Genomic DNA, 19,202 nt, shown 5'->3' with positions numbered 1-19,202 from the left:
CCGCGGACTGACTTGCCCTTCGACGCTTCTTTCTGACACGATGTTGGCATGATGCCGACACGATGTTGGCATCTGCCCCAACAACCCACGGAGTTTCCCATGTTTTTAGCGCTGCGCGAACTGCGCTTCGCGCGGGCACGGTTTGGCCTGATGGGTGGCGTTATTGCCCTCATCGCCATCCTGATGGTCCTGCTGTCCGGTTTGTCCTCCGGTCTCGTGAACGACGGCGTCTCCGGGCTCAAGAGCATGCCCGCCACAGCCTTCGCCTTTAACGAAGGAACAAAGACCGACAATGCCTTCTCACGCAGTGTTGTCGATGAGTCCCAGGCCGAAGCATGGCGCGGCCAGCCCGGTGTGCAGGACGTGACCCTCATGGGTGCTTCCATGATGAACGGCGCTACCGGCGACGGCACCCAGGTGGATCTTTCCTTCTTCGGTGTCGACTCCGAATCTTTCCTCGCCCCGGAAATCGGCGAAGGACGCCCAGCATCCGCCCCGGATGAGATTGTTGTCTCCCCCACAGGTGCAGATGAAGGCCTGGAGCTGGGTTCAGTAGTCACCCTGGAGCGGATCGGCACGGAGCTGACCGTCGTCGGTCACACCGCCGATCAGGCGACCTTCGGTCACGTAACCGTTGCCTACCTTCCCCTGAGGACATGGCAGTACATTGCCGGCGGCGACGCGGGCCCCGGAGCACCCACGGAAGCAGACACCGCCCGAGCATCGTTCATCACGGCCAGCACCGTGGCGCTGCTCGCCAAGGACGGCGCCGACATTAACTTCGCTGCAGGCGACGAAGCTGCCGGAACCGTCACATCAACGCTGAAGGAATCCTTCAACGCCTCACCGGGCTATAGCGCCGAAACCCTGACACTGCAGATGATCCAGGTTTTCCTTTACGCCATCTGTGCACTTGTTGTCGGGGCTTTCTTCACGGTGTGGACCGTCCAGCGCAAGCACGAACTGGCTGTCCTGCGCGCCATCGGCGCCTCCACCTCCTACCTGCTGCGCGACGGTCTTGCCCAGGCAGCCATTGTCCTGGTCGGTTTCACCGCTGCCGGCGTCCTGGTGGGCCTCGGGATGGGCTCCGCCCTGTCCGGCACTGCTATGCCGTTCGCCCTGGAAGCCGGACCAATAGGCCTCGCCACGGCCCTGACGATCCTGCTGGGCCTGATCGGTGCCGCAGCCGCCATCATTCGAATTTCCCGGGTTGACCCCCTGGCTGCTCTGGGAGGACAGCGATGAATACAAAAACCGAAGCCAAAACAGACACAACCCTTGGGCTGATGATTGAAGGAGCCAGCTTGGCCCTGGGCGACGGCGATGCCACCGTCCAGGCGCTCGATGACGTCAATCTCACAGTGCGCCCCGGCGAACTCGTCGCTGTGGTTGGACCCTCGGGAGCCGGCAAGTCAAGCCTGCTCGCAGCGGCCGGCGCGCTCATCAGTCCGGACTCCGGAACCATAACAATCAACGGCACAGACCTCGCCTCACTGAACAGTGCGGCGCGTGCCAGCTTCCGCCTGCGCAACATCGGCTTCGTCTTCCAGTCGGGAAACCTTATACCGGCCCTTACCTCCGGGGAGCAGCTTGAACTGGTGCACCGGATGGCCTTCGGAAAAAAGAGCTTTGATCCGCGGGAACTGCTGGCAGCAGTGGGAATGGACCACAAGCTCAAGAGCCGGCCCGATCAGCTTTCCGGCGGCGAGCGACAGCGCGTGGGAATCGCCCGGGCCCTGGTGACCCGGCCGCCGCTGCTGCTCGTGGACGAGCCCACTGCCGCGCTGGACCGGCGCCGCAGCCAGGACGTGGTAGCACTACTGGCCCGCGAAACCGCTGACCGCGGCGTTGCTACAGTTATGGTGACGCACGATCACGATGTGCTGCACCACTGCCACCGCGTGGTGGAGATGGTTGACGGGCGCCTCATCAACCCGTAAACGTACACAGCAAGAACCAGGAGGGCATGTGCCCCGCATTACCGCCCCTACGGTCGCAGCACACCGCGCGGCCCAGCAACGGGCACTTCTGGATGCGGCACGCACCCTGCTGGCCCGGACCGGCGAGGCTCCCAGCATGGCCGAAGTGGCCGCACTGGCGGGCCTGGCCCGGCCGAGCGCCTACCAGTACTACAAGTCCCGGCAGGACCTCCTGCACGCCCTGGTCCAGGACGTGTTTCCCCGCTGGGCCCAGCGGGTGGAGGAAGCCATGCGCGCCCAATCCGATCCGGCCGACCGCATCCTCGCCTACGTCCTGACCAACATTGCACTGGTGGCCGAGGGTGAACATGCAGTGGGCAACGCCCTGGCGGCCGTGGCGCCCAGCGAGGAACTCAATACCCAGAGCTCCATGATGCATTCGCAGCTCCTGGACCCCCTGGTTGGCACGCTTCGCGAGCTGGGGTCCGAGGATCCGGCCGCCACCGCCGAGCTGATCAACGGCATAGTGCACACGGCCACCAAGCAGCTGGAGTCCGGGACACCGCAGCAGGCCGTAAACGCGCGCGTCACCGAACTCCTTGAACCCTTCGTACGGGAGCAGCGCCGCAGCGCTTCCGGAAAGCAGCAACCATGAATCACCCTCGCACCGCCACCACCTCCCCCGCCACGTCTCCAGCCCCGTCCCGCACCGGCCGTAGCCGTGCCATGCTCCTGGCCCTGGACGTTGTGCTCATTATCCTTTTTGCCGCACTTGGCCGGGACACCCATCAGCACGGCCTGAATCCGGCGGGCATCCTCGTGACCGCTTCACCGTTCCTCGTTGCCTGCCTTGCCGGCTGGCTCCTGCTGCGCCGCCGGCTCTCCCCGGCGTCCCTGTGGCCCGGCGGGGTCATCCTGTGGCTGATCACCGTGGTTGCCGGACTGGGGATCCGCGCACTTTTCGGCGGCGGCGTCGCCCTGAGCTTTGCCGTTGTCACGCTGTGCGTCCTCGGCGCCTTCCTGCTCATTCCCCGGCTTGCTGCGGATCTCCTGGCCCGCAGAAACCACTGACCCAGCCCCTGTCCCGACTTCCGATAGGCTCGCATCAGGGCGCCGCCTGCACCGCAGCTGCGGCCTCCGCCCACGGCAGCATCACGAAAGGCTCACCATGATCACGGCTTTTGTCCTCATCCAGACCGACTCCGCCCGCATCCCCGAATGTGCCGAGGAGATCTCGGAGATCGAAGGCATCAGCGAGGTCTATTCCGTCACGGGCGAATGGGACCTCATAGCCATTGCCCGCGTGCGTCGGCATGAGGACCTCGCCGATGCGATCGCGAACCGGCTTTCCAAGGTCAACGGCGTCATCGGAACAACCACCCAGATTGCTTTCCGCGCCTATTCCCAGCACGACCTGGACGCTGCTTTTTCGCTGGGCTTCGACGGCTAATATGCCACAGCTACGTAGGTCGTTATCACGAATCCATAGCCATACGGACACGGTTACATAACAATTTAGGGCTCTTTTCCACTCCCTATCGGGTGGAAAAGAGCCTTTTTCATGGGTTTTAGGGCCTGCGCCGCTACCGTGAGACGACTACTGGGTGACCTCGATCCAGCGGTCCAGCGCCGCCTGCGCGGAGCCGGAATCAATGGACTCCTCAGCACGGCGGATCCCGGCCATCAGGCGTTCGGGCAGCGGGCCGTGCGCGTTCGGATCCAGGGCCACCAAAGCTGCTGCGGCGTTGAGAACAACGGCATCGCGCACCGGCCCCTTATCGCCGGCGAGGACACTTCGCACCACCGCAGCATTCGCGGCAGCGTCTCCGCCCCTCAGGTCCTCCAGCGTCGCCCGGGGTATCCCGAGGTCCATCGGGTCCACCGATGACACGCTCACGGCCCCGTTACGGACCTCCCAGACGGTGGAGACGCCCGTCGTCGTCATCTCATCCAGGCCATCCTCGCCGCGGAAGACCAGGGCCCGCACCCCGCGCGCCGCCAATACGCCGGCCATCAGGGGCGCCAGCCTGGGATCGGCAACACCAATGGCGGAGGCCGTGGGACGGGACGGGTTAGTCAGCGGACCCATGAAGTTAAAAGCAGTCGAGACACCCATTTCACGGCGCGGCACCGCGGCATAGCGCATGGACGGGTGGAACACCTGGGCAAAGCAGAACGTGATGCCGGCCTTCACCGCCGCCTCCGCCACCCGGTCCACGGTCAGGTCCAGCCGGACTCCCAGGGCTTCGATCACGTCAGCCGAGCCGGACGACGACGACGCCGCCCGGTTTCCGTGCTTAACCACCTTCGCTCCGGCACCCGCACACACGAGGGCGGCCATGGAAGAAATATTGACGGTGTTGTGCCGGTCACCACCGGTGCCGACAATGTCCAGAGTCTCGCCGGGAATCTCAATCGGCCTGGCGTTTTCCAGCATGGCCTCCACCAGCCCGGTCAGCTCCTGGACCGTTTCACCCTTGGCACGCAGCGCCACCAGGAACCCCGCCATCTGGGCGTCGGAGGCCTCTCCGGCCATGATCGAATTCATGGCCCACCGGGTCTGGTCGCTGCGCAGATCCTGCCGCAAAATCAGGGTGTTGATCAGCGTCGGCCAGGTGTGTTGGGGGCTCGGATTCGTAGTCACATCCACAAGGTTATCTACGAATCGTAGAAAATGCTGATTTGTTTCTGCTGATCCACTTCCGCGCCGTTACAGGGATCCGCAGGGTTTCGGCACTATTTAGACGCGCCGACCGTCTTTGTCTGTTGGAGAACTGGAGAGTTTTACGTCCATAATGTCTATGTGACAACAGCGACCCATGCCCCCAGTACCCCGGCTCACCCCACGCTGAACCGCCCCAACATGGTTTCCGTCGGAACCGTAGTGTGGCTGGCCAGCGAACTGATGTTTTTCGCCGCCCTTTTTGCCATGTATTTCACCCTTCGCTCGACCTCGAGTGATCTGTGGGCCATGGAGACGGAGAAGCTTAACGTTCCGTTTGCGCTTGCGAACACGGTGATCCTTGTTCTTAGTTCCGTTACCTGCCAGTTCGGCGTCTTCGCCGCAGAACGCCTCCAGCCGCGCCGCACGGGAGGACTGTTCAACGTCTCCCGCTGGGGCATGGTCGAGTGGTTCCTCCTCACCTTCGTTATGGGATCGGTTTTCGTAGCCGTCCAGGCCTTCGAGTACGCAACGCTCGTTACCGAAGGGGTTTCGATCTCCTCGAACTCCTACGGCTCGTCGTTCTACCTGACGACCGGTTTCCACGGCCTCCACGTGACGGGCGGGCTCATCGCGTTCCTGTTCATCATTGGACGTGCCTACGCAGCGAAGCGTTTTGGCCACTTTGAAGCCACTTCCGCGATCGTGACCTCGTACTACTGGCACTTCGTGGACGTAGTCTGGATTGCCCTGTTCGTCATCATCTACTTCCTCAAGTAACACCTGCTTGAGCCGGCAAACTCCAAAGAAATCCACAGTGGCACCAGCACACCAAAGACCACACAAGTTAGGAACCACCAAGTGAAGGCACTATCGCAAAGGCGACGTCATCCCCTAGCAGCAGTTGCGCTGCTGCTGCTGGGACTCCTCGTTACAGGTGGGCTCTACGCAGCAGTCAGCGGCGCCAACGAGGCCCAGGCTGCCAGCACCGCCTACACGGCTGATGACGAAAACCAGGGCGAGAAGCTCTTCATCGCCAACTGCGCCACCTGCCACGGCATGGACGCTTCGGGATCCGCCAACGGTCCCTCCCTTATCGGCGTCGGCGCCGCTTCGGTCGACTTCCAGGTCGGCACCGGACGCATGCCCATGGCCATGCAGGGGCCCCAGGCCCAGCAGAAGCCCGTCCAGTTCACTGACGAACAGACCGCCCAGCTTGCCGCCTACGTGGCCAGCCTTGGTGCCGGTCCGGTAGTGCCGGACAGTGAAGCAGTTGACGCCTCAGCCGGCAACGCTGCCGAGGGCGGCGAGCTTTTCCGGGTCAACTGCGCCATGTGCCACAACGCTGCCGGCGCCGGCGGCGCCCTGACGCAGGGCAAGTTTGCTCCCTCTCTGGAGGGCGTCTCCGAGAAGCACATCTACGAGGCCATGGTCACGGGCCCGCAGAACATGCCCGTCTTCAACGACGCGAACATCTCCCCCGAGGACAAGCAGAGCATCATTGCCTTCCTGAAGAACATTGAAGCCAACGGCTCCCCGGGCGGTGCCGAACTCGGCTCACTGGGTCCGGTATCCGAAGGCCTGTTTATCTGGACGGCGGGCCTCGGCCTCGTCATCGCTTTCACCATTTGGTTGACCTCCCGGTCTTCCTAGACATCACCCGCGCTCACCCTCCCTGGGTGACATCACAGTTACACATAGGTCTATAAATGCAGTTTCAAGAGAAGGATGAGGGGGATCATGGGCGACCATAGTCACGGCAGTCCGAACACCTCGGGCACCGTCGCTACGGCTGGCCAGGGCGACGAAGAGAAGTTCCGGAATCCCGGACTCCCTCCGCACCGTCCTCGCCTGGCCGATACGAATCCCCAGGCTGAGAAGCGCGCCGAGCGGCAGGTGGCGGCATTGTTCGTCATCTCCATCATCGGCACGCTCGTGTTTTTCATCGGGTACTTCGGCATCAAGCTTGAGGGCAGCCACACCATTGCGGACATCCGCGTGCAGAACCTGCTTCTGGGCCTGGGCACCGCCTTCGCGATGCTCGGCATCGGCGTCGGTATTGTGCACTGGGCCAAGACGCTCATGCCGGACCATGAGGTCACCGAGGAACGGCATGAAATCCGTCCCGAGGAAGACCGCGTCATCGCAGAGAAGATGGTTGGCGACATCATCGAGGAAACGGGCATCAAGCGCCGTCCCCTGATCCGCAACACGCTTCTCGGGGCAATGGTCCTGGCGCCGCTTCCGGCCATCGCTGTTTTCCGCGACCTGGGCCCGCTGCCGGGCAATTCGCTGCGCCACACCATGTGGTCCGAGGGTGTTCACCTGACCCGCGATCCCAGCGGAACCCGCATCAAGGCTTCGGATGTGACGCTGGGGTCAGCTTTCCACGTCATCCCCGAGGGCCTGAACGAGTCCGAGAACAAGCTGGAGGAAAAGGCCAAGGCCGTAGTCCTGCTGATGCGCCTGGACCCGGACGAGCTGAACCCCTCACCCGGCCGCGAAGACTGGAACGTTGACGGCATTGTTGCCTACTCCAAGATTTGCACGCACGTTGGCTGCCCGGTTGCGCTGTACGAACAGCACACCCACCATCTGCTGTGCCCGTGCCACCAGTCCACCTTTGACCTCACGCAGGAATGCAAGGTCATTTTCGGTCCGGCTGTGCACCCGCTTCCGCAGCTGCCCATCGCCGTTGACGATGATGGCTACCTGATCGCCACAAGCGATTTCCATGAACCGGTTGGACCGAGCTACTGGGAGCGTGGCTAATCATGAGTGTTCCCTCTGCAACTCCCTATGAGCCCAAGACACGTTTGGGACGCGTCACCAACTTCGTTGACACCCGGGTCAGCGGATCCGCAATGGTCAAGGAATTCGGCCGCAAGGTCTTTCCCGACCACTGGTCGTTTATGTTCGGTGAAGTTGCGCTGTACTGCTTCGTCATCCTGCTGCTTTCCGGCACCTTCCTGACGTTCTTCTTTGATCCTTCCATGGCTGAGACCCACTATGACGGCAGCTATGTCCCGCTCAAGGGCGTGGAGATGTCAGTGGCCTACGAGTCCTCGCTGAATATCTCCTTTGATATCCGCGGCGGCCTCTTCATGCGCCAGGTTCACCACTGGTCAGCCCTGCTGTTCGTGGCTGCAGTCTCGGTGCACATGCTGCGCGTGTTCTTCACCGGCGCGTTCCGCAAGCCCCGCGAACTCAACTGGGTGGTGGGCGGCGTCCTACTGATCCTCTCCCTCGCTGCAGGCTTCACCGGCTATTCCCTCCCCGATGATCTGCTCTCCGGCAACGGCCTGCGCATCATCGACGGCGTCATCAAGGCAGTGCCTGTTGTTGGAACGTACATCAGCTTCTTCCTCTTCGGCGGAGAGTTCCCGGGCACTGACATCATCAGCCGCCTCTACATGCTGCACATCCTGCTGGTTCCCGCCCTGATCCTGCTGATGATCGCCATCCACCTCTTCATGGTGGTTATTCACAAGCACACCCAGTTCCGCGGCCCCGGCCGTACGAACATGAACGTGGTGGGTTTCCCGGTTGGACCGGTCTACGCCGCCAAGGCCGGTGGATTCTTCTTCATCGTCTTCGGCATTATCGCGATCATCGCGGGCCTGTTCACGATCAACCCGATCTGGAACTACGGACCGTACGACCCGTCCCCCGTGTCTGCCGGTACCCAGCCTGACTGGTACATCGGCTGGGTTGACGGCGCTCTGCGCCTGATGCCGGGCTGGATCGGAAACATTCCCATGGAGTGGAACATTCCGTTCCCGTGGGGCACCAACACGCTCTCCATGAACGTGCTGTTCCCGGCGCTGGTTCCGGCCGGTATCGTGTTCACACTCCTGTTCACCTGGCCGTGGATCGAAGCCTGGCTCACCAAGGACAAGAAGATCCACAACCTGCTGGACCGACCGCGGAACGCCCCGTTCCGCACCGGCGTCGGCGTAGCCGGCATCATCTTCTACTGCACCATGTGGGCAGCTGCCAGCTCGGACCTCATTGCCACGCACTTCCATGTGTCGCTGAACGACGTGACGTACTGGCTGCGCTTCCTGGTGATCTTCGGACCGCTCATCGGCTTCGCCGTAGCCCGCCGTATCGCCTTGGCGCTGCAGCGCAAGGACCGCGAAATTGTCCTTCACGGCGTGGAGAGCGGCCGTATTGTCCGTCTCCCGCACGGTGAATACATCGAGGTTCACGAACCCGTAGACGAATTCAAGCGCTACAAGCTGGTGGACTTCACTTCCCACGAAGTGGCTCCCGCCCAGCCGGACGCACGCGGCAAGGTCACCGGCAAGGAGAAGCTGCGCGGACGACTGTCACGCTTCTTCTTCGAGGACCGGGTTGCTCCCGTGACTCCCAGTGAACTGGAAGCAGCACACCACCACGAGTCGCCCGCTGAAGTTGAAGCGGCCGAGGACGACCAGGCTTCGATCACGAACCGGTAGTTCCCGCTCGGGGTAAAGCACCACCCTACAAAGGGAGCCGGTCAGCATTCGCTGACCGGCTCCCTTTGTGTTTGCCGACTGGTCTTCGGTGCCTGCCGGTCCTTTCTCCGTTGCCCTGCGTGAGCGGTGCTCTGCTTTGTCGGTTAGTCGAGAACGAATGGCGCCTTGGCCGGAAGCGGGTGCCTACGCTTCCAATTGCCCGGCTCCGCAAACGGAGCCGAGCCGATGCCCAGTTTTGTGAAGTCCAGGTTGGCTTCACGGAGGACTACCAGCATGCCCTTTACGGCCTTGGGGACATCCGGCACGAGGCAGAAGATGTTCAGCTTGCCCGGAGCGAATTCGCTCTCCTCTACTGTGCCCAGGCCACGCCAGGAGAAGTAGGACGCCAGTGCGGTCCGTGCCTTGTATTCGAGGTAGCGGTCCCGGTCGGTGCCTTCGGCCGATTTCAGTGCATACTGCGCAACCACCCAGTGCTGCTCTTCGGCGGGGATCTCGGCGTAACCGAGCTCGGCGGATTTTGCGGCGAAGGCAGCGAACTTCTTCTCGGCCGCAGCCTCGTCCACCCCTGCAGTGGCACTGCTGGTCCCCATGTTGCCGACTCGGCCCTGGTTCAGCATGAACTCCTCGGATTCGGCGTCGTACATCGCTTCACGGAAGTGCAGGACCCCCTTGCCGTCACGGTGGTACATCATGGTGATGCTCATCTAGGTAGCCTTCCTGGCTGGTGTTGGTCTCAAAAAAGGCTCCGCGAATGTCGCCGGCGCCCTCATAGCTAGTTGTTCCCCGGCCGCTGGCAGGGCTTAGGCGCCCGGATGACGTCCCGGGTGGTATGAACGCGGTGTGCGCATTCCCGGCCGTTGGAGCGGCACCCAGAGCTTGTAACGGTCCGCCCGGTAGTAGGACACCGAGTAATCAACCATGGACCGGGAGGCGTAAGCGTGCCGCTGGATCTTGAGCAGTGGTGCACCAAGCTCAACATTGAGCAGCCGGGCAATGGAGGCCGAGGCAGCCGTGGCCTCAATGGTGTCCTCACCCCATTCGATCACCATTCCGTAGCGCTCGCTCAGCACCCGGTAGAGGGAGGTGGGAGGCTCTTCGTCGAGCATTCCGGGGACGTGGACAGCCGGGATGAAGTTCTCATCAACACTCATCGGCTCACCGTCCGCCAGCAGCTGGCGGCGGAACCGGACCACGGGCGTACCGGGGTCGATCTGCAGCTCGCGCGCCACCAGGTGGGAAGCCCCCACCTGTTCGAAACTCAGGACACGCGCATCGGGGACCATGCCGCGGCGGGCCATTTCCTCGCTATAGGACGTGAGCTTGATCTGGAGGTCAAGCTTGGGGCGGGCTACGAAGGTGCCCAGACCCACTACTCGTTCAAGTACCTCGTCTGCAACCAGCGCATCAATTGCTTGCCGCACCGTCATCCTGGCCACGCGAAAGTGCTCCGCCAGCGCCCGCTCCGAGGGAATCGCGGCACCGGCTACAGCCTCTTCTTTCACGAAGCGCCGCAGGATGTTCTGGAGCTGCTGATGCTTGGCTACTCCGGCTTCGGTGTCAATGAGATCCGGCAGGCGGCGGAGGGCATGCTCAGTCATCCGCGCCAGGTTCCGGAGTCCGTCATACTGCGCATGCGGCTCCTTCCTTGGCCCTGCGGGTGATTGCCCTACTTGTGGACTTACTCATCCAAGGATAACCGGACCTGGGAGCGGCACGGGTACCGGCGGGACGTCAGGGACAGAGAACAGGAGAGGGCCCGCAGTTGCCTGCGGACCCTCTCCCGGGCGGACCGGCGGTGGTGCCGGTCCAGTGCTCTTTTTAAGCCAATGCTTGGTAGGTCAGCGCGCGCACCCTAGTGTGCGTGGGCGCCCCGGCTGTACTCGTACACCCAGCCAACCAGCGCAATGAGCGCCAGTCCGGCACTGATGTAGAGAATCCACCAGCCAACGGCCATGCCCAGGAATCCACCCGCGGCGGAAGCACCGAGCAGCAGCGGCCACCAGCTCCAGGGGCTGAAGAAGCCCTGTTCGCCGGAGCCTTCGTGGATTTCCGCGTCGAGGCGGTCCTCCGGACGGGGACCAACCCGGCGGCCGGTGAAGCCAATGTAGAAGGCGATCATCGCGGACATGGCTGATGTCAGGAACAGGGCCAGGAAGCCCACGGGTTCCATCCACTCGACCATGTAACCGTAGACAACGCCAACCACAGCGAAGAACGGTGCCATATAGGCGAAGAGCTTAGTCTCTACCTTCACTTGACTGACTCCTTACGGTCGCCCGATCCGAAAACCTTGCCGGCGGCCGATTCATCGGTCACCGTCTGCTGCAGTTCAGGGTGGTGGAGGTCCAGTGCAGGACGCTCAGAACGGATGCGCGGCAGGGACGTGAAGTTGTGGCGCGGCGGCGGGCAGGATGTTGCCCACTCCAGCGATCCGCCGAAGCCCCACGGGTCATCAACTTCAACCTTCTTGCCATGGCGCCAGGTGATGTACACGTTCCAGAAGAACGGAATCATGGACGCACCCAGCAGGAAGGAACCGAAGGTGGAGAACTGGTTCATCAAAGTGAAGTTGTCCTCCGGCAGGTAGTCGGCGTAACGGCGCGGCATGCCGATGACGCCCAGCCAGTGCTGGATCAGGAACGTGGCGTGGAAGCCGATGAACAGCATCCAGAAGTGGATCTTGCCCAGGCGCTCGTTGAGCATCTTGCCGGTCCACTTGGGCCACCAGAAGTAGAACCCGGCGAACATGGCGAACACAACGGTTCCGAAGATCACGTAGTGGAAGTGTGCAACCACAAAGTAGGTATCTGAAACGTGGAAGTCCAAGGGCGGGGAAGACAGGATGATGCCGGTCAGACCACCGAAGAGGAAGGTAATGAGGAAGCCGATACTCCACAGCATGGGTGTCTCAAATGTAATCGACCCCCGCCACATGGTCCCAACCCAGTTGAAGAACTTCACGCCGGTTGGCACCGCGATCAGCATGGTCATGAAGGCGAAGAACGGCAGCATGACCGCACCGGTGACGTACATGTGGTGTGCCCACACGGTCACTGACAGGGCTGCAATGGCGATGGTCGCGTAGACCAGGCCCTTGTAACCGAAGATCGGCTTGCGGCTGAAGACCGGGAAGATCTCCGAGACGATGCCGAAGAACGGCAGCGCAATGATGTACACCTCGGGATGTCCGAAGAACCAGAACAGGTGCTGCCACAGGATGGCACCGCCGCGCTCGGGGTCAAAGATATGCGCTCCGAACCGCCGGTCCGCACCCAGTGCAAACAGCGCCGCTGCCAGGGGCGGGAAGGCCATCAGGACCAGGATGGCCGTAACCAGGGTGTTCCAGGTGAAGATGGGCATCCGCCACATGGTCATGCCGGGGGCACGCATGCAGATGATGGTGGTGATGAAGTTGACCGCACCGAGGATGGTACCGAAACCTGACAGCGCCAGACCAAACACCCACAGGTCCCCGCCGACGCCCGGCGAGAAGGTGGTGTTGGACAGCGGAGCATAGGCAAACCAGCCGAAGGAGGCCGCGCCCTGCGGGGTGATGAAGCCGGCAACGGCAATGGTGCTGCCGAACAGGAAGAACCAGAAGGCCAGGGCGTTCAACCGCGGGAAGGCAACGTCCGGAGCGCCGATCTGAAGCGGCATCATGACGTTGGCAAAGCCGGAGAACAACGGTGTTGCAAACATCAGCAGCATCACCGTGCCGTGCATGGTGAACAGCTGGTTGTACTGCTCCTTGGTCTGCAGGATCTGCATACCGGGTTCAAACAGCTCGGCACGGATGACCAGTGCCATCACACCTGCGAGACAGAAGAAAATAAATGATGCGATCAGGTACATGTACCCGATGGTCTTGTGGTCAGTGGAAGTGATCCAACTGACAACGATGCGCCCCTTGGAGACGGGGACGACGCGCGGTGCAACCTGAGTTTCTTCCGAAGTGTATTCGAGAGTAGTCACAGCTTCTTCCTACCTCCTTACTTCGTTGAGTCTGAGTTGTACACGCGGTCGTATTCGGAGCCGACCTGACCGTCGGGCAGGGTAGCCAGGTACGCGTCGTATTCGGCTTCCGAAACCACCTTGACGTTGAAGAGCATTTCCGAGTGGTACTCGCCGCAGAGTTCTGCGCACTTACCGTCGTAGGTGCCCTCAATGCCGGGAGTGATGTTGATGTAGTTGGTCCGCCCGGGGTAAAGGTCCATCTTCTGCAGGAAGGCAGGAACCCAGAAGGAGTGCTGTACGTCGCGGGAGTTCAGCTGAAGTTCAACGGTCTGGTTGACCGGCAGGTAGAGGGTCGGCAATTCCGACTCCGCCTTCTCCGTGCCGTCCAGGTTCACCTGGACGTTGACGTCATACTTGTCCTCATTGACGTAGTTGAAGTCCCAGGACCATTGCTTTCCGCGGACATCCACAACCACGTCCGGATCATCAACACGCTCACTGATGGCGCGGATGTCCTGGTCGGTGAAGTAGAACAGCACCAGGACCATGAACAGCGGAATGGCCGTGTAGAAGATCTCCAGGGGGAGGTTGTAGCTCAGCTGCCGCGGGTAACCGGTTTCATTCTTCCGGCGACGGTAGGCAACAATGCACCAAAGAATTAGTGCCCAGGTAAGCACGCCAACCGCCAGTGCCGCGATCCATGAATTGACCCAAAGGTCCATGATCCGGCCGGTGTGGTTGGTAGTGTCGCGCTCCGTGGGCAACCATCCCCGTTGGGCTTCTGCTGAACAACCCGATAAAAACAACGCGCCGGCCGACGTTACGGCTGAGATCTTTAAGATCCTGGCGCGTCGGCTGCTGGTTCGGTCCTGCGAACTCACAGACGGCCCTTCCTCTTGTTACGTGCAAGTGCGGCACAGCAGGCAGACGAATCCCCTACTGCGCACGATCAGTTTTACTACTACGTGTAGAGCTTACCCGCACGCGTGGCCATCCAGTGACAGACCGCACCGCGTCCTTGGCAAAATACCGTGTGTTACGGCCTTTCGGCCGCAAGGCCCCGTTAGTGGAACGGGGCCCGGAACGCAGCTTAGTGGAATGAATCTCCGCAGGCACATGAACCGCCCGCATTGGGATTGTCGATAGTGAACCCCTGCTTGGAAATAGTGTCTTCGAAGTCAATGGACGCACCCGACAGATACGGAACGCTCATCTTGTCCACAATGACCTCTACTCCCTCGAAATCCCGCACGGCATCACCGTCGAGGACCCGCTCATCGAAGTACAGCTGGTAGATCAGACCCGAGCAGCCGCCGGGCTGGACGGCCACGCGAAGCCTAAGGTCGGTGCGGCCTTCCTGCTCCAGGAGGCTGCGGACCTTTCCGGCAGCAACCTCGGAGAGGGCAACTTCATGGGTGGGCAGTTCAGTGTCCGGGGCGGTAGCCGCCGCCGAATCCACAGTGGTGCCGGTTTCGCTGGTGGAAGTGCTCATTACTTCTCTCTTTCCTCACGTGGACCGTGCTCGGGAGGGCAGTTGCGCTCCCCCGAAGGCTCCGGGCCAGGTCCTTCTCCATGGTACGTCGGTGCCTATACCCAGACGCAACGCAGCCGGGCCCGAAAAGATTTCCGGACCCGGCTGCGTTGCTGCAAAGGACAGGGGACCGTTAGGCGCCGGCGGCCTGTCCGAGGCTGGCCAGCAGCAGGGCCTCCGCCAGCACTGCATTGCGGAAGTCCCCCAGGTCCAGGGACTCGTTGGCGCTGTGTGCGCGCGAATCCGGGTCCTCGACGCCGGTGATCAGGATCTGGGCGGACGGGAACAGCTCTGTCAGGTCCGCAATAAACGGAATGGAACCGCCCATGCCGGACTCCACCGGCTCCACGCCGCCCCACGCTTCACGCAGCGCCCACAGCGCGGTGCGCGCCGCCGGTGCGGTGGTGTCGGTGGCGAATGCCTGACCCTGCTCCCCCGGCGTGAAGGTGACCTTGGCTCCGAACGGCGCGTGCGCCTGGACGTGGCGGTCGACGGCGGCCATCGCCTCTTCGGGGTTCTGCCCCGGAGCCAGCCGAAGACTGAACTTGGCCCGGGCCTTGGGCTGAATGGTATTGGATGACATATCCACAGACGGAACATCGATTCCGATGATGGACAGAGCCGGCTTGGTCCACAGACGGGACGCGATGGACCCGGTGCCGGCCAGCTGCACGCCGTCGAGCACTGAGGAATCTTCACGGAAGTCCGCCTCCACGTACTCCACGGCAGCGGTGTCGGAGGCCGCAAGGCCTTCGATGGCGACGTCGCCGGCGTCGTCGTGGAAGGTGGCAATCAGACGCGCCAGGAGCGTGGGGGCATCCAGCACGGGACCGCCGAACATTCCCGAATGCACGGCATGAGCCAGAACCTGGACTTCTACCGTGCCGTCCACCAGGCCGCGCAGACTTGTAGTGAGCGCGGGCACGCCCACCTTCCAGTTCCCGGAGTCGGCCACCACAATGACATCAGCCGCGAGCAGGTCGCGATACGTTTCGAGGAAGTCGCGGAACGTGGGCGATCCGGCTTCTTCCTCGCCTTCAATGAACAAGGTGATGCCAACACCGGAATCCTCGCCCAGCACCTCGTCCAGGGCGCGGATGGCACCGATGTGGGCCATAATTCCAGCCTTGTCATCCGCAGCACCGCGGCCGTACAGACGGCCGTTGCGCTCAGTGGCGGTAAAGGGCTCCGACTCCCACAGGGCCAGGTCACCCGGGGGCTGCACATCGTGATGGGCATAAAGCAGGACGGTGGGCCTGCCGTCCTTCGCGGGCCGGCGGGCGACGACGGCGGGACCGCCCGGCGCCCCGTTGTTGTCCACCCGCAGGATCTGCACATCGGAGATCCCGGCCTCGCGGATCAGCGCAGCCACTGCGGCGGCGCTCTCGTTGAGCCGCTCCGGGTCAAAGGAATCCCAGGCAATGCCGGGAATGGATACGAGGGACTTGAGCTGCTCAACCGTACGGGGGAAATCGGCTGCCACGGCGGACCGCAGGGCATCCACATCCACGGATGAAGAGGGAGATTCTGGATTCAAAGTCATAACAAAACAGTACATGCGGCCCGCAGCTGCCCGGCCGTCCGCAGTGTTCAACGGCGCAGAACCCGCGTCCTCGGGCCGGGCCGCCGGTCCAGGCGCGTGACGGCAGCGGATGAAGGGCCGCCGGAGGCCGCCGCCAAGGTATCCTATAAGGGTGTTCGGACGAAAGAATGAAGCGCCCACCGCGCAGGAAACTGTGGACCAGGCTGCCGCGGCAGCCGAGACCAGCTCAGCCCGCGCGGCCGCGGGGAAGGGAGTTCCCACCCCCAAGCGCCGGGATCAGGTTGCAGCGCGTCAGCGCCCGCTGGTCCCCACTGACCGCAAGGCTGCGAAAAACGCCAGCCGCGACGCCATGCGCGAAGAACGGCTGAAGACCCGCGCCGCCCTCGACACCGGGGACGAGCGTTACCTCCCGCTGCGCGACAAGGGACCCCAGCGCCGGTTCATCCGCGATGTGGTGGACTCCCGCTGGAACCTCGGTGAGTTTGTCATGATCGCCGCCCTGGTCTTTGTGGTGGTTAGCTTCGTCCAGAACCTCACCGTACAGAGCATCGTCATGCTGGCCTTCTGGGTACTGATCCTGGCCGTTATTCTGGACAGCTTCATCCTGCGGGCCATCATCCGGCGCCGGCTCACCGATAAATTTGGCGGACCCAATTCCGGCGACGTCTGGTACGGCGTCTCGCGCGCCCTCCAGCTGCGCCGTTTCCGCCTCCCCAAGCCGCAGGTCAAGCGCGGGCAAAAGCCCGAGTAGGCTGCCGCGCCGGACTGCGCAGCTGACGCTGAAGTCTGCGTGAAGCGACTGAAACTGCGTAATAGAACTGCAAAAGAACTGCACTAAAGAAGGGCTGCTCAACCGGTTGAGGTTGAACAGCCCTTCTTTTCGCGTGCGGTGCCTAAGTGCGGCTATTTCAGTGTCCGGGCCAGCTGCCGGTTGATCCGGGCGGCCCAGAACGGACCCTCGTAGAGGAACGCGGTGTACCCCTGCACCAGAGTGGCTCCGGCGGCCAGGCGTTGCCGGACATCCGCAGCCGTTTCGACACCGCCCACCGAGATGATCACCGGACCGTTTGGGCCCAGGGATGAGTGCAGCCTCTGCAACACCTCCAGGGACCGCCGGCGCAGCGGTGCACCGCTGAGACCGCCCACCCCGCAGGCGGTCACCAGGTGCGGGTCAGTCACGAGGTTTTCGCGGGTGATGGTGGTGTTGGTGGCGATCACGCCGTCCAGGCCAAGATCCAGGGCCAGCCGGGCGACGTCGTCGACGTCTTCATCCGTGAGGTCAGGTGCGATCTTGACCAGCAGTGGAACGTGCCGGCCCGCCGCGTCGTCGGCGGCTGCACCCACGGCGGAGAGCAGCGGGCGCAGAGAATCGATGTTCTGCAGCTGCCGCAGCCCGGGAGTGTTGGGCGAGGACACGTTCACCACCAGATAGTCGGCCTGCGGTGCCAGCTCCCGCGTGCTGATCAGGTAGTCATCCACCGCATCGGCCAGATCCACCACCTTGGTCTTGCCAATATTGATGCCAATCACCGGGCGGTTTTGGCCCCAGGCCTTCTCCAGCACCTCCCGCGCGCGTGCCACGCGGGGTGCGACCGCAGCCGCACCGTCGTTGTTGAAACCCATTCGGTTGATCACGGCACGGTCCTTGACCAGCCTAAAGAGCCGCGGCTTGGCGTTGCCCGGCTGGGCACGGCCCGTCACAGTGCCAACCTCCACATGACCGAACCCCATGTTGGTCAGGGCGACGATGCCCGAACCTTCTTTGTCGAAACCGGCAGCCAGACCAAACGGAGACGGGAAATCCATGCCGAGGGCCCGGACACGAAGCGTGGGCGAAGGCCGCATCGCGCGGCGCATCAGGGGCCCGGCGGGAGTTCGAGCCGCCAGTTTAATCAGGTCAAAACCAATTTTGTGGGCCTTTTCAGGATCCATGCCGGAGAAAACGGCACGGAAGAAGGCGGGATAGACGCGCATGATTTCATGCTTCCACTGCGGCGGCCCTGCACCAAATTACGTCTCTCAGGGTTCCTCGTTCCCCGGATCGTCCGCTGCTCCCCCGGGTTATAGGAGGATAGGGGGATGGGTGCAGAGTGGAAACCTGATTTTCTGGGCGATGGCTACCAGTTTCTGACCTTGGAACTTGGCGAGGATGATGAAGGTCCGGTGGTAGCCACGGTGGTCTCTTACACGCCGGCACCGCCGCCTCCGCCCTCCGTCGCCGGACGGGCCCGGGAGCTGCTGCACCGGCTGCGGGCTCCGGTGCCCGCCGAACCGGTACATGCGGTCCTGTACATCCACGGCTGGAGCGACTACTTTTTTCAAACCGAACTGGCGCACTTCTGGAGCGGACTGGGGGTGGCCTTCTATGCGCTCGATCTGCGCAAGTACGGCCGCAGCCTGCGCCCCGGCCAGTCCGAGGGCTTCACCATGGATCTGCAGGAGTACGACGCCGATATCGAGGCGGCGCTGGCTGCACTGGCCGAGCATGTGAGGGCCCATCGGGCGGCCGACACCCCGGTGCGCATCTCCCTGATGGCGCACTCCACCGGCGGGCTGGTGGCTTCCCTCTGGGCGAACCGGAATCCCGGCCGCATTGAAGCGCTCATCCTCAACAGCCCGTGGCTGGAGCTGCGTGGTTCTTCGATCGTGCGCAACGCCACCGCCGGGCTGCTGGAGCCGTTGGCCCGCCTGCGGCCCAAGGCCCGGTTGAAGGTTCCCGAAATGGGGTTTTACTGGCGCAGCATCAGCAGTGAAGCCGACGGCGAATGGGACCTGGACCCTCTCTTACGACCGTCCACCAGCTTCCCGATCCGGGCCGGCTGGATCACGGCTGTGCTCAACGGGCATGCCCAAGTGGCGCGGGGCCTGGATATCCAGGTCCCGATCCTGCTGATGGCCTCAGCCAAGTCCACGGTGGGCGTGGCCTGGAATGAGGCCATGAAAACCTCCGACAGCGTCCTGGACGTAAACCTGATGGTTCAGCGCGGGCTGCTGCTGGGCCCGCAGATTACGGTATGCCGGTTCGAGGACGCCCTGCACGATGTGCTGCTCTCGGCGCTGCCGGTGCGCCGCCGCGTTTACGGCAAGCTTGAGCAGTGGACGCGGGCCTTCGTCCTGAGGTCCTAGCAGGGCC

The 19,202-nt window shown here is 62.8% G+C and carries 20 protein-coding genes; 11 read left to right on the top strand and 9 right to left on the bottom strand.

Going from position 1 to position 19,202, the window contains the following annotated elements; all coding sequences use genetic code 11:
• Nucleotides 1-99 precede the first annotated feature (99 nt).
• The 5 genes from ABIB35_RS03820 (at nt 100) to ABIB35_RS03800 (ending at nt 3,369) form a co-directional block, all read left to right on the top strand.
• Entirely contained in the window at nt 100-1,245 is a 1,146-nt protein-coding gene (locus tag ABIB35_RS03820; RefSeq protein WP_354179041.1) for an ABC transporter permease, read from the top strand.
• The gene (locus tag ABIB35_RS03815; RefSeq protein ID WP_354179039.1) at nt 1,242-1,940 is read left to right on the top strand and encodes an ABC transporter ATP-binding protein; all 699 of its coding nucleotides are present in this window, start codon (nt 1,242-1,244) and stop codon (nt 1,938-1,940) included. The genes ABIB35_RS03820 and ABIB35_RS03815 overlap by 4 nt, the downstream gene beginning before the upstream one ends.
• Nucleotides 1,941-1,968: 28 nt before the next feature.
• Nucleotides 1,969-2,574: a TetR/AcrR family transcriptional regulator gene (locus ABIB35_RS03810; RefSeq protein ID WP_354179037.1), complete on the top strand. Its 606-nt coding sequence runs from the start codon at nt 1,969-1,971 to the stop codon at nt 2,572-2,574.
• Nucleotides 2,571-2,990 (top strand): DUF3054 domain-containing protein, encoded by a 420-nt coding sequence (locus tag ABIB35_RS03805; protein ID WP_354179035.1) that lies wholly within the window; start codon nt 2,571-2,573, stop codon nt 2,988-2,990. Before ABIB35_RS03810 ends, ABIB35_RS03805 begins: the two co-directional genes overlap by 4 nt.
• Before the next feature lie 97 nt (nt 2,991-3,087).
• Entirely contained in the window at nt 3,088-3,369 is a 282-nt protein-coding gene (locus ABIB35_RS03800) for an Lrp/AsnC family transcriptional regulator (RefSeq protein ID WP_354179033.1), read from the top strand.
• Between the two features lie 147 nt (nt 3,370-3,516).
• On the opposite strand, the gene trpD is transcribed toward ABIB35_RS03800, so the two are convergent.
• Nucleotides 3,517-4,563 (bottom strand): anthranilate phosphoribosyltransferase, encoded by a 1,047-nt coding sequence (gene trpD, locus ABIB35_RS03795; RefSeq protein WP_354179032.1) that lies wholly within the window; start codon nt 4,561-4,563, stop codon nt 3,517-3,519.
• Between the two features lie 159 nt (nt 4,564-4,722).
• On the opposite strand from trpD, the gene ctaE reads away from it, so the two are divergent.
• From ctaE to qcrB, 4 genes are all read left to right on the top strand, one after another.
• Nucleotides 4,723-5,361 carry an aa3-type cytochrome oxidase subunit III gene (ctaE, locus tag ABIB35_RS03790; RefSeq protein ID WP_354179030.1) on the top strand — a complete coding sequence of 213 codons (639 nt, stop codon included), beginning with the start codon at nt 4,723-4,725 and terminating at the stop codon, nt 5,359-5,361.
• A gap of 81 nt (nt 5,362-5,442) precedes the next feature.
• Nucleotides 5,443-6,234: a cytochrome bc1 complex diheme cytochrome c subunit gene (gene qcrC / locus ABIB35_RS03785; RefSeq protein ID WP_354179029.1), complete on the top strand. Its 792-nt coding sequence runs from the start codon at nt 5,443-5,445 to the stop codon at nt 6,232-6,234.
• An 87-nt stretch (nt 6,235-6,321) separates the two neighbouring features.
• Nucleotides 6,322-7,353, top strand: coding sequence for a cytochrome bc1 complex Rieske iron-sulfur subunit (gene qcrA, locus ABIB35_RS03780; protein WP_354179028.1), 1,032 nt, complete (start codon nt 6,322-6,324; stop codon nt 7,351-7,353).
• Between the two features lie 2 nt (nt 7,354-7,355).
• The gene (gene qcrB, locus ABIB35_RS03775; protein ID WP_354179027.1) at nt 7,356-9,041 is read left to right on the top strand and encodes a cytochrome bc1 complex cytochrome b subunit; all 1,686 of its coding nucleotides are present in this window, start codon (nt 7,356-7,358) and stop codon (nt 9,039-9,041) included.
• 143 nt (nt 9,042-9,184) lie between these two features.
• Here qcrB and ABIB35_RS03770 read toward each other — a convergent pair whose 3' ends face one another.
• The 7 genes from ABIB35_RS03770 to ABIB35_RS03740 all read right to left on the bottom strand — a co-directional run bounded on the left by ABIB35_RS03770 (nt 9,185) and on the right by ABIB35_RS03740 (nt 16,069).
• Nucleotides 9,185-9,745 carry a hypothetical protein gene (locus tag ABIB35_RS03770; RefSeq protein ID WP_354179026.1) on the bottom strand — a complete coding sequence of 187 codons (561 nt, stop codon included), beginning with the start codon at nt 9,743-9,745 and terminating at the stop codon, nt 9,185-9,187.
• Nucleotides 9,746-9,841: 96 nt separating this feature from the next.
• Complete coding sequence (locus ABIB35_RS03765) at nt 9,842-10,639, bottom strand: GntR family transcriptional regulator (protein WP_354179025.1); 798 nt, start codon at nt 10,637-10,639, stop codon at nt 9,842-9,844.
• Nucleotides 10,640-10,893: 254 nt separating this feature from the next.
• Entirely contained in the window at nt 10,894-11,295 is a 402-nt protein-coding gene (locus ABIB35_RS03760) for a cytochrome c oxidase subunit 4 (RefSeq protein ID WP_354179023.1), read from the bottom strand.
• Nucleotides 11,292-13,013: an aa3-type cytochrome oxidase subunit I gene (gene ctaD / locus ABIB35_RS03755; RefSeq protein WP_354179021.1), complete on the bottom strand. Its 1,722-nt coding sequence runs from the start codon at nt 13,011-13,013 to the stop codon at nt 11,292-11,294. The genes ABIB35_RS03760 and ctaD overlap by 4 nt, the downstream gene beginning before the upstream one ends.
• A 17-nt stretch (nt 13,014-13,030) precedes the next feature.
• Nucleotides 13,031-13,876, bottom strand: coding sequence for an aa3-type cytochrome oxidase subunit II (gene ctaC / locus ABIB35_RS03750; protein ID WP_354179019.1), 846 nt, complete (start codon nt 13,874-13,876; stop codon nt 13,031-13,033).
• A 209-nt stretch (nt 13,877-14,085) separates the two neighbouring features.
• On the bottom strand, nt 14,086-14,487 hold the full coding sequence (locus tag ABIB35_RS03745; RefSeq protein ID WP_354179017.1) for a HesB/IscA family protein: 402 nt from the start codon (nt 14,485-14,487) through the stop codon (nt 14,086-14,088).
• Between the two features lie 172 nt (nt 14,488-14,659).
• Nucleotides 14,660-16,069 carry a dipeptidase gene (locus tag ABIB35_RS03740; RefSeq protein WP_354179015.1) on the bottom strand — a complete coding sequence of 470 codons (1,410 nt, stop codon included), beginning with the start codon at nt 16,067-16,069 and terminating at the stop codon, nt 14,660-14,662.
• A gap of 151 nt (nt 16,070-16,220) precedes the next feature.
• On the opposite strand from ABIB35_RS03740, the gene ABIB35_RS03735 reads away from it, so the two are divergent.
• Nucleotides 16,221-16,820 carry a DUF3043 domain-containing protein gene (locus ABIB35_RS03735; protein ID WP_354179013.1) on the top strand — a complete coding sequence of 200 codons (600 nt, stop codon included), beginning with the start codon at nt 16,221-16,223 and terminating at the stop codon, nt 16,818-16,820.
• 152 nt (nt 16,821-16,972) lie between these two features.
• On the opposite strand, the gene ABIB35_RS03730 is transcribed toward ABIB35_RS03735, so the two are convergent.
• Nucleotides 16,973-18,043, bottom strand: coding sequence for a quinone-dependent dihydroorotate dehydrogenase (locus ABIB35_RS03730; protein WP_354179011.1), 1,071 nt, complete (start codon nt 18,041-18,043; stop codon nt 16,973-16,975).
• 105 nt (nt 18,044-18,148) lie between these two features.
• Here ABIB35_RS03730 and ABIB35_RS03725 point away from each other — a divergent pair, with 105 nt between their 5' ends.
• Complete coding sequence (locus ABIB35_RS03725) at nt 18,149-19,195, top strand: alpha/beta hydrolase (protein WP_354179009.1); 1,047 nt, start codon at nt 18,149-18,151, stop codon at nt 19,193-19,195.
• Nucleotides 19,196-19,202 lie beyond the last annotated feature (7 nt).

Source organism: Arthrobacter sp. UYP6, from assembly GCF_040547315.1.
Classification (GTDB): domain Bacteria; phylum Actinomycetota; class Actinomycetes; order Actinomycetales; family Micrococcaceae; genus Arthrobacter_B.
Note: the sequence above shows the minus strand (reverse complement) of the source record. Positions and strands in the feature narration are given on the sequence as shown.